General features: G+C 71.5%; 9 protein-coding genes. 4 read left to right on the plus strand and 5 right to left on the minus strand.

Annotated features, from left to right (window positions below; genetic code table 11):
* Positions 1-108: 108 nt before the first annotated feature.
* From frr to rpsB, 4 genes are all read right to left on the minus strand, one after another.
* On the minus strand, positions 109-666 hold the full coding sequence (gene frr / locus E1285_RS40730) for a ribosome recycling factor (RefSeq protein WP_132159950.1): 558 nt from the start codon (positions 664-666) through the stop codon (positions 109-111).
* 55 nt (positions 667-721) lie between these two features.
* Positions 722-1,423, minus strand: a complete 702-nt coding sequence (gene pyrH, locus E1285_RS40735; protein WP_131883148.1) for a UMP kinase — start codon at positions 1,421-1,423, stop codon at positions 722-724.
* A gap of 307 nt (positions 1,424-1,730) precedes the next feature.
* Positions 1,731-2,567, minus strand: a complete 837-nt coding sequence (gene tsf, locus E1285_RS40740) for a translation elongation factor Ts (protein WP_132159951.1) — start codon at positions 2,565-2,567, stop codon at positions 1,731-1,733.
* Positions 2,568-2,650: 83 nt separating this feature from the next.
* Positions 2,651-3,685 (minus strand): 30S ribosomal protein S2, encoded by a 1,035-nt coding sequence (gene rpsB, locus E1285_RS40745; RefSeq protein ID WP_132159952.1) that lies wholly within the window; start codon positions 3,683-3,685, stop codon positions 2,651-2,653.
* Positions 3,686-4,075: 390 nt separating this feature from the next.
* Between rpsB and E1285_RS40750 the strand changes: the two genes are divergently transcribed.
* Positions 4,076-4,771, plus strand: a complete 696-nt coding sequence (locus E1285_RS40750) for a M23 family metallopeptidase (protein ID WP_132159953.1) — start codon at positions 4,076-4,078, stop codon at positions 4,769-4,771.
* Between the two features lie 101 nt (positions 4,772-4,872).
* Here the strand turns inward: E1285_RS40750 and E1285_RS40755 are convergent, their stop codons facing one another.
* On the minus strand, positions 4,873-5,784 hold the full coding sequence (locus E1285_RS40755) for a tyrosine recombinase XerC (RefSeq protein ID WP_243723403.1): 912 nt from the start codon (positions 5,782-5,784) through the stop codon (positions 4,873-4,875).
* Between the two features lie 153 nt (positions 5,785-5,937).
* Here E1285_RS40755 and E1285_RS40760 point away from each other — a divergent pair, with 153 nt between their 5' ends.
* From E1285_RS40760 to dprA, 3 genes are all read left to right on the plus strand, one after another.
* Positions 5,938-6,291, plus strand: coding sequence for a YraN family protein (locus E1285_RS40760; protein ID WP_132159955.1), 354 nt, complete (start codon positions 5,938-5,940; stop codon positions 6,289-6,291).
* The gene (locus tag E1285_RS40765; protein ID WP_132159956.1) at positions 6,292-7,845 is read left to right on the plus strand and encodes a YifB family Mg chelatase-like AAA ATPase; all 1,554 of its coding nucleotides are present in this window, start codon (positions 6,292-6,294) and stop codon (positions 7,843-7,845) included.
* On the plus strand, positions 7,842-8,828 hold a 987-nt coding region (dprA, locus tag E1285_RS40770), incomplete at its 3' end, for a DNA-processing protein DprA (RefSeq protein ID WP_132159957.1). The genes E1285_RS40765 and dprA, both read left to right, overlap by 4 nt.

Here is an 8,828-nt window from a genome sequence, read left to right on the forward strand (position 1 = left end):
GGTCGGAGGAGGGGGCCTTCCCGGGGGAGGTGTCCGGCGCCTGCCCGGACATGCCGACCTCCGGCTCGTCCGGGGAACCCGTGGGCTCCCCGGCGTCATCGATTTTCATCAAACTTCGAGCAGTTCGGCCTTCTTGTGCTCGAGAAGCTCGTCGATCTGCGCCACGTAGCGGTGCGTGACGTCGTCGAGTTCCTTCTCCGCACGGTGGACCTCGTCCTCACCGGCCTCGCCGTCCTTGGCGAGCTTGTCGAGCGTGTCCTTGGCCCGCCGGCGGATGTTGCGGATCGCGATCTTGCTGTCCTCGGCCTTGCCGCCCGCGACCTTGATGAACTCCCTGCGGCGCTCCTCCGACAGCTCGGGGAAGACCACCCGGATGACGTTGCCGTCGTTGCTGGGGTTCACGCCCAGGTCACTGTCGCGGATCGCCCTTTCCACCGCCTGCATCGACGACTTGTCGAAGACCTGGACGATGACCATCCGAGGCTCCGGCAGGGTGAACGACGCGAGCTGGTTGATCGGCGTCGGCGTCCCGTAATACTCGGCGGTGATCTTGTTGAACATCGTGGGGTTCACCCGGCCGGTGCGGATGGCCTGGAAGTCCTCCTTGGCGACCGCGACCGCCTTCTCCATCTTCTCCTCGGCTTCGAGGAGGGTCTCGTCGATCACTGTGACTCCCAAGTCATCTCGTCGGCCCTGATCCTGCGGTCCCGGGCTGCGGTGCTCAGCCCTCCGCCGGGCTGACCAGCGTGCCGATCTTCTCACCCCGGACGGCCCGGACGATGTTGCCCTGCCCCATGAGGTCGAAGACCACGATCGGGAGAGCGTTGTCCATGCAGAGGCTGATGGCCGTGGCGTCCATGACCTTCAGACCCCGCTGTAGAACTTCACCGTAATCCAAGCGGTCGAACTTGACCGCGTCTGGATTCTTTCGTGGATCGGCATCGTAGACACCGTCCACCTGAGTGCCCTTCAGTACGGCCTCAGCACCGATCTCCAGCGCGCGCTGGGCGGCGGTGGTGTCGGTGGAGAAGAACGGCTGTCCGAGGCCGGCCCCGAAGATGACGACACGGCCCTTCTCCAGGTGCCTGATGGCTCGCCGCGGAATGTACGGCTCGGCCACCTGGCTCATGGTGATGGCGGTCTGCACGCGGGTGTCGAGGCCGAGCTTCTCCAGGAAGTCCTGAAGCGCCAGGCAGTTGATGACGGTGCCGATCATGCCCATGTAGTCGGCGCGGCCGCGGTCCATGCCCCGCTCGGCCATGACGGCGCCGCGGAACATGTTGCCCCCGCCGCAGACGACCGCCACCTGCACGCCGTCCCGTACGGCCTCGGCGATGGCCTCCGCCACATGCTGGACGATCTCCGGGTCGATGCCGAGCGGGTCACGTCCCGCGAAGGCCTCGCCCGAGAGCTTCAGCAGCACCCTTTTCCATCCGGCGCGCGGCGCATGCTGGTGGGACGCCTGCCCTGCGCTCTCCGAGCGATCGGACCCGCCGCCGGACGCGCCACCGCCGCCGGACGCGCCACCGCCGCCGGACGGGGCACCACCGGACGGGGCCCGGCCGGACCCGTTCCGGCCAGGCGCGTCCCGATCGGCCACGTCCCGATCGGACGACGAGGCCGCCGTCGCGCTAGTGGTCGTCTTGTCCGGCACGTCGGCGGCCCCCTCGTTGCTTCGCTTTATCTGCCGGGTACCCGCCGTGTGCCGGGTACCCGTCTCCAGAGTGCCCTTACGCCTGCCCGACCTTGAACCGGGCAAAGCGGACGACCTTCACGCCCGCCTCGTCAAGGACCTTCGCGATCGTCTTCTTGTTGTCCTTCACGAACTCCTGCTCGAGCAGCACGTAGTCGCGGAAGTAGGCGTTCACCCGGCCCTCGACGATCTTCGGGATGGCCTTCTCGGGCTTGCCCTCGTCGCGGGTGCGCTGCTCGGCGATCGCCCGCTCCTTCTCGACCGCCTCGGCGGGGATCTCCTCGCGGGTGAGGTAGGTGGGGGCCATCGCCGCGACCTGCTGGGCGACGTCCTTGGCGACCGCGGGGTCGTCGGTGTCCAGCTCGACCAGCACGCCGGTGGTCGGCGGCAGGGACGGGTCGGACTTGTGCAGGTAGCTGGCGACGTACGTGCCCTGGAAGTGGGCGAAGCGGCGCAGCTCCAGCTTCTCGCCGATCGTGGCGCTGTGCTCCTCGATCAGGGCCTGGACGGTCTTGCCGGGCTCGATCTCGGTGGTCAGCAGGCCCGCGGCGTCGGTGGCGCCGCTGCCCGAGGCGAACTCGGCCAGGCGGTTCGCCAGCTCGATGAACTGCTCGTTCTTCGCGACGAAGTCGGTCTCGCAGTTGAGTTCGAGGAGCGCCCCGTCACCGGAGTTCGCGAAGTACTCGGCGACCAGGCCGTTGGCGGCGGTGCGCTCGGCGCGCTTGCCGACGTCCTTGGCGCCCTTGAGGCGCAGCAGCTCCGTGGCCTTCTCGAAGTCGCCGTCCGCCTCGGTGAGGGCGTTCTTCACGGCCATCATGCCGGAGCCGGTCAGGTCGCGCAGCCGCTTGACGTCCGCGGCGGTGAAGTTAGCCATCGCTCTCTATCGCTTCTCTCGTCGTTGGTCGTGGGACCCGCGACGGCCCGGCGGCGCCTTGGCGGAGCCGCCGGGCCGCGGGATCAAGCCTGCTCGGCCTCGGCGGGCTTCGGGGCCTCCTGCGCCTCCGGGGCGTCCGCCTCGGGGGTCGCGGGGGTCGCGGGGGTCGCGGCGGGCTGCTCGGCCGCAGCCTCCACCGGAGCTTCCGCCGGGGCCTCGGCCGCAGCTTCTGCCGCAGCTTCCGCCGGGGCCTCGGCCGCGGCTTCCGCCGGGGCTTCCGCCGCAGCTTCCGCCGGGGCCTCCGCCGGAGTCGCGGCGGCGTCCTCGGTCGGCTTGTTCTCCAGCAGTGCGCGCTCCCACTCGGCGAGCGGCTCGCTGGAGCCCGCGCCCTGGGCCGGCTTCTCGTCCCCGCCGGGCGCGGCGCCCGCGCGGGCGATCAGGCCGTCGGCGACGGAGTCGGCGACGACCCGGGTCAGCAGGCTGACGCTGCGGATGGCGTCGTCGTTGCCGGGCACCGGGTAGTCGACCTCGTCGGGGTCGCAGTTCGTGTCGAGGATCGCCACGACCGGGATGCCGAGCTTCTTGGCCTCGTTGACCGCGATGTGCTCCTTCTTGGTGTCCACGATCCAGATGGCGCTCGGAACCTTCGCCATGTCGCGGATACCGCCGAGGGTGCGCTCCAGCTTGTCCTTCTCGCGGCGCAGCCCCAGGAGCTCCTTCTTGGTCATGCCGGAGCCGGCCACGTCGTCGTAGTCGATCTCCTCCAGCTCCTTGAGCCGGGTGAGCCGCTTGTGGACGGTGGAGAAGTTCGTGAGCATGCCGCCCAGCCAGCGCTGGTTCACGTAGGGCATGCCGACGCGGGTGGCCTGCTCGGCGATGGACTCCTGGGCCTGCTTCTTGGTGCCGACGAACAGGATCGTCCCGCCGTGGGCGACCGTGGCCTTGACGAACTCGAACGCGCGGTCGATGTAGGACAGCGACTGCTGCAGGTCGATGATGTAGATGCCGTTGCGCTCGGTGAGGATGAAGCGTTTCATCTTCGGGTTCCACCGGCGGGTCTGGTGACCGAAGTGGACGCCGCTCTCAAGGAGCTGCCTCATGGTGACGACGGGTGCCATGCCCGTGTTCTCCTTCTCTGGCCCTGCCGGGCCGCATTTGGTTAGCTGCCTACGCCCGGGTGTCGTCCCACCGTCGCGGTTGCGACGGACCGAGGGACGGCGCCCCACCATGTCTGCGGTGGCATGCGGACGCGTGAAATCAGCCGCCGGGAAACCCCAGGCGGCTGTGACCCGTTCCCGGGTCTGTGACCTCTCCGCTCACCGGGAGCGGCTTCCCACCGTTCCGCCCTGGGGACGGAACGGTGACGGCCTGGCCCTGGCCGGTGTCCTCTCGGGCACCCCTACAGATTATCAGGGCGGGGACGCGTCCGGGAATTTACGGTGCCGACGGTTATCCACAGTTCGCGGGGAGGGCTGCGTCCCGCCGGGCGGACCGGCAGGCTGCGGTTCATGACGCTGCTGACACTGCTCCTCACCTGCGTGATCGCCACCGGGACGCCGGGCCTGGACGGCTGGCGGTGGCCCTTGGGACCGCCCGCCCCGCGAGTCGTCGGGACCTTCTCGCCGCCCGCGTCCCCGTGGGGCCCGGGCCACCGCGGCGCGGACCTCGCGGCACGCCCGGGACAGCCCGTCCACGCCGCCGGCCCCGGCCGCGTCTCCTATGCCGACCGGCTGGCCGGACGCGGCGTCGTCGCGATCGACCACGGCGTGCTGCGCACCACGTACCTGCCCGTCCGTCCCAGCGTCCGCGTGGGCCGCCGGGTCGCGTCCGGCACCAGGATCGGCGTGCTGGAGGACGGCTCGCCCCACTGTCCGGAGGCATGCCTGCACTGGGGACTGCGCCGCGGCTCCCTCTACCTGAACCCGCTCAACCTGGTCCAGCGCCAGGTACGCCTGCTCCCCCTCTGGCGCCCGCCCTCGCCGTCACCGGCTCACCACGCCCCCGAACCGCCGTCCGAGCCGAGGATGACCATGCGGGACGCGACCACCGCGACGGGCGGGGCGCTGACGGGCATGGCCATGGCCTTCATGCTGGCCTTCGCCTGGCGCCGCACCCGCGCCCGCTACCGCCTGCACGCCCGGCGCCGTCCGCCCTCGGGCGTCGTCAACCTGTCCCAGGAACGCCGCCTGCGCCGCACCCCGTAACCCACCCGAGGCCATCCAGTCCGTGTAGCCGACACCTCCGCGTAGCCGACACCTCCGCGTAGCCGACACCTCCACGTAGCCGACGCCCGCGGGCGGTCCGGCTAGTCGGTTCGGGTTCCGCGGGGGTGCGCCTGGCGGTGGACCTGCTTGAGCCGCTCGGCCGACACGTGGGTGTAGATCTGGGTGGTCTGGAGGGAGGCGTGGCCGAGGATCTCCTGCACGCTCCGCAGGTCGGCTCCGCCTTCGAGCAAGTGGGTGGCGGCGCTGTGCCGCAGCCCGTGCGGGCTCAGGTCGGGCACCTGGCCGACCTCGGAGATCCTGGCGTGGACGATGCGGCGCGCACTGGTCGGGTGAAGGCGTCCACCGCGGGCGCCCAGGAAGAGGGCGGGGCCGCTGTCCTCGGCCGCGAGTGCGGGCCGTCCCGCGCGCAACCAGTCCCGGACGGCGCGGGCGGCGGGTTCGCCCATGGGGACGGTGCGTTCGCGACCCCCTTTGCCCAGGACGCGGACCGTCCCTCGACCGGCGTCCAAGTCGTCGATATCGAGGCCGCACAGCTCGCTCACGCGGACGCCCGTCCCATAGAGGACCTCTAGGACGGCCAGATCACGGAGACCCACGGGGCCTTGCGCGTCCATCGTGTCGAGGAGACGTGCGGCGTAGTCCTGGGTGAGGACCCCAGGCAGATCACGGTGCCGTTTGGGGGTGCCGAGCAGGAGCCCGGGATCGTCCTGGAGGAGGCCACGCCGGTGCAGGTGCCGCGTGAACGCGCGGGCGGCGGCGGTGCGCCGGGCGAGGGTTGCGCGCGAACGGCCGAGGGCGTGCTGACGGGCGAGCCAGGCACGCAGCAGCGGCAGGTCGAGCGCGGCCGGTTCCGTCACGCCGGCCTCGGCCGCGTAGCCGGTCAGGTCGTTCAGATCTCCGAGATAGGCCCGCAGCGTGTGCGGCGAGACGTCGCGTTCGGCGCGCAGATGCCGCTCGAAGTCGGAGATGGCCTCCCGTAGCGCGTTGGTCACAGCGTCACGCTCCGCCAACGTCCCCGCCGAAGCAAGCACCGGAGACCGTTTCGAGCGGATCGCCGCACATGTCCCCCAGGTTATCCACAGTCAGCGAAACCTCGGATACGGACCGTCACCGTCCGGCAGCGTCGAAGGCAGGAGGTGAGGCGCATGAAAGCGCACATCGGTCTCGGCCGGCGCGGCGAAGACGCGGCGGCCGGCTACCTGACCGGACTCGGCTGGACGATCATCGAGCGCAACTGGCGGTGCCCCGAGGGCGAGCTCGACATCGTCGCCCACGACGGCCGCGGACACGTCGTCTGCGAGGTGAAGACCCGCGGCTCGGACCGCTTCGGCGATCCCCTCGAAGCGATCACCGCCGATAAGGCGGCCCGGCTGAGGCGGCTGGCCTGGCGGTGGGCCGCCGCGAACGGTGTCGGCGGCACGCGTGTCCGGGTGGACGCCCTCGGCCTGGTCTCCGACGGCGACGGCTTCTCCATCGATCACCTGCGGGAGGTGTGCTAGATGACGCTCGCCAAGACCCGCTCGGTCTCCCTGGTCGGGGTCGACGGCTTCGTGGTGGACGTGGAGGCCGCCATCACCAGCGGCGTCCCGGGCCTGCACCTGGTCGGCCTCCCGGACACGGCGCTCAGCGAGGCCCGCGACCGGGTCCGCGCCGCCATATTCAACTCGGGTGAAGACTGGCCCAACAGGCACGTCACGGTGTCGCTGTTCCCGGCGAGCATGCCGAAGAAGGGCTCGACCTTCGACTTGGCCATAGCCATAGCGTTACTCGCGGCGGCCGAGGCCGTCCCGGCGCGGGCATGCGCGGGCCTGGTGATGATCGGCGAACTCGGCCTGGACGGCCGCATCCGTCCCATCCAGGGCTTGCTGCCCGCCGTGCTGGCCGCGGCCAACCAGGGCTGCCAGACGGTCGTCGTCCCGAGTTCCAACGCCGCCGAGGCGGAACTCGTCCCGGGCATGAAGGTGGTTTCCGCGGGCACGCTGCGCGGCCTGCTGTGCCTCCTGCGCGACGAACCGCCCCCCATCGAGGAGGACGAGGAGAGCGGCTCTCCCCCGCCCCCGGACGGGCTCGCCGTCAGGCAGCGGGACATCCCGCCCGACCTGGACCTGGCCGACGTCCGGGGGCAGGCCGAGGCGCGCCGGGCACTGGAGATCAGCGCCGCCGGAGGGCATCACCTCTTCTTCGCCGGTCCCCCCGGCTGCGGGAAGACGATGCTCGCCGAGCGCCTGCCGACGCTGATGCCGCCCCTGGAGCCCGACATCGCGCTGGAGGTCACCGCGATCCACTCCGTCGCAGGGACCCTCCGGCCGGGTCAGCCGCTGATCACTCAGCCGCCGTTCTACGCGCCGCACCACACCGCTTCGCGCGCCTCGATGGTCGGCGGCGGCTCGGGCCGCGTCCTCCAGCCGGGCGCGGTGTCCCTCGCCCATCGGGGGATCCTCTTCCTGGACGAGGCTCCGGAGTTCGTCGCGGGAACCCTCGACGCCCTCCGCCAGCCTCTCGAAGAGGGCGAGGTGCGGATCAGCCGGATCGAGGGCATGGCGCGTTTCCCCGCGCGGTTCACGCTCGTCCTGGCGGCGAACCCGTGCCCGTGCGCGGCCGCCAAGCAGGTCGACTGCTCCTGCGCTCCGGGGATCCGCCGCAAGTACACGTCCCGCCTGTCCGGCCCGCTCCTCGATCGCATCGACCTCAAGCTCGAACTGACACCGGCCAGCCGGGCCGAACTCCGCTACGACCTGGAGTTCGCGGAGTCCAGCGACGTCGTGGCCGAACGCGTCCAGCTCGCCAGGGAACGAACGCTCAGACGTCTGGCCGGCACCCCGTGGCGTTCCAACTCCGAGATCCCCGGCCCGGAGCTGCGCCGCCGCTTCACGCCGCCGTCGGAGGCGATGAAGGGCGTCGACGAAGCCCTGCACCGGGGCACGCTCAGCGCACGCGGCCTCGACCGCATCCTGCGCGTCGCCTGGACGATCGCCGATCTGGCGGGCCACGACGAACCCGGCCCGGACGATGTCGGCGGCGCGCTCGGCCTGTGGTCGGCGGGGCGCCAATGAGCGACGAACGAACCGCCCGCGCCACCCTCACCGCCGTGGCGGAGCCCGGTGACACCTTCCTCAACCGCATCATCGACCACGCCGGCCCGGAGCGGGCGCTCGAATCGATCCGCACCGGACGGCTTCCCGGCGGCGTTTCCGCGGACGCCAAGGAGATCCGGCGGCTCGACCACTGGCGGATCCGGCTGATCGCCGCGGAACCCGATCAGGACATGGCCGTCTGCGCCCGGTTCAACGGCCGCCTCATCTGCCCGGGAGACCCCGAATGGCCGACGACCCTCGACGACCTCGGCGACGGACGCCCGTACGCCCTGTGGCTGCGCGGCACCGGCGACCTGCGTTACGGCTGCCTGCGTTCGGTCGCCATCGTCGGTTCCCGCGCCGCGTCCCCCTACGGCCTGCGCGCCGCCGCCGACTTCGCCTCGGAACTCGCCGACGGGGGCTGGACGGTGATCTCCGGCGGCGCACTCGGAATCGACGCGGCCGCACACCGTGGCGCCCTGGCAGCCGACGGCCCCACCGTCGCCGTCCTGGCCAACGGCGTCGACGTCCCCTACCCGGCCTCCAACGAGGGCCTCTTCGCGGAGATGGCCCGCCGTTCCCTCCTGGTGAGCGAGTCGCCGCCGGGCACCCACCCGCATCGCCTCAGGTTCCTCGTCCGCAACCGGGTGATCGCCGCCCTGTCCCGGGGGACGGTCATCGTCGAGGCGGAGGCCCGCAGCGGCGCCCTCAACACCGCCGGCTGGGCGGCCAGGCTCGGCCGCGTCGTCATGGCCGTGCCCGGCCCGATCACGAGCCGGTCGTCGGCCGGCGCCCACCGGCTGCTGCGCGAGGAGGGCACCACCCTCGTCACCCGCAGCGAGGAGATCATCGAGGCGGTGGGAAGCATCGGGACGGATCTCGCCCCGCCACCGCGCACCCCGGTCCTCCCCCGGGACCACCTCGAACCCGTGACCCGGTCTGTACTGGAGGCGTTCCCGGCC

This window comes from Actinomadura sp. 7K507 (assembly GCF_004348425.1).
Classification (GTDB): Bacteria; Actinomycetota; Actinomycetes; order Streptosporangiales; family Streptosporangiaceae; genus Spirillospora.

Coding starts and splice junctions, on each gene's coding strand:
- E1285_RS40765 (WP_132159956.1), top strand. CDS start 6,292: ATGACGCTCGCCAAGACCCGCTCGGTCTCCCTGGTCGGGGTCGACGGC.
- tsf (WP_132159951.1), bottom strand. CDS start 2,567: ATGGCTAACTTCACCGCCGCGGACGTCAAGCGGCTGCGCGACCTGACC.
- E1285_RS40750 (WP_132159953.1), top strand. CDS start 4,076: ATGACGCTGCTGACACTGCTCCTCACCTGCGTGATCGCCACCGGGACG.
- rpsB (WP_132159952.1), bottom strand. CDS start 3,685: ATGGCACCCGTCGTCACCATGAGGCAGCTCCTTGAGAGCGGCGTCCAC.
- E1285_RS40760 (WP_132159955.1), top strand. CDS start 5,938: ATGAAAGCGCACATCGGTCTCGGCCGGCGCGGCGAAGACGCGGCGGCC.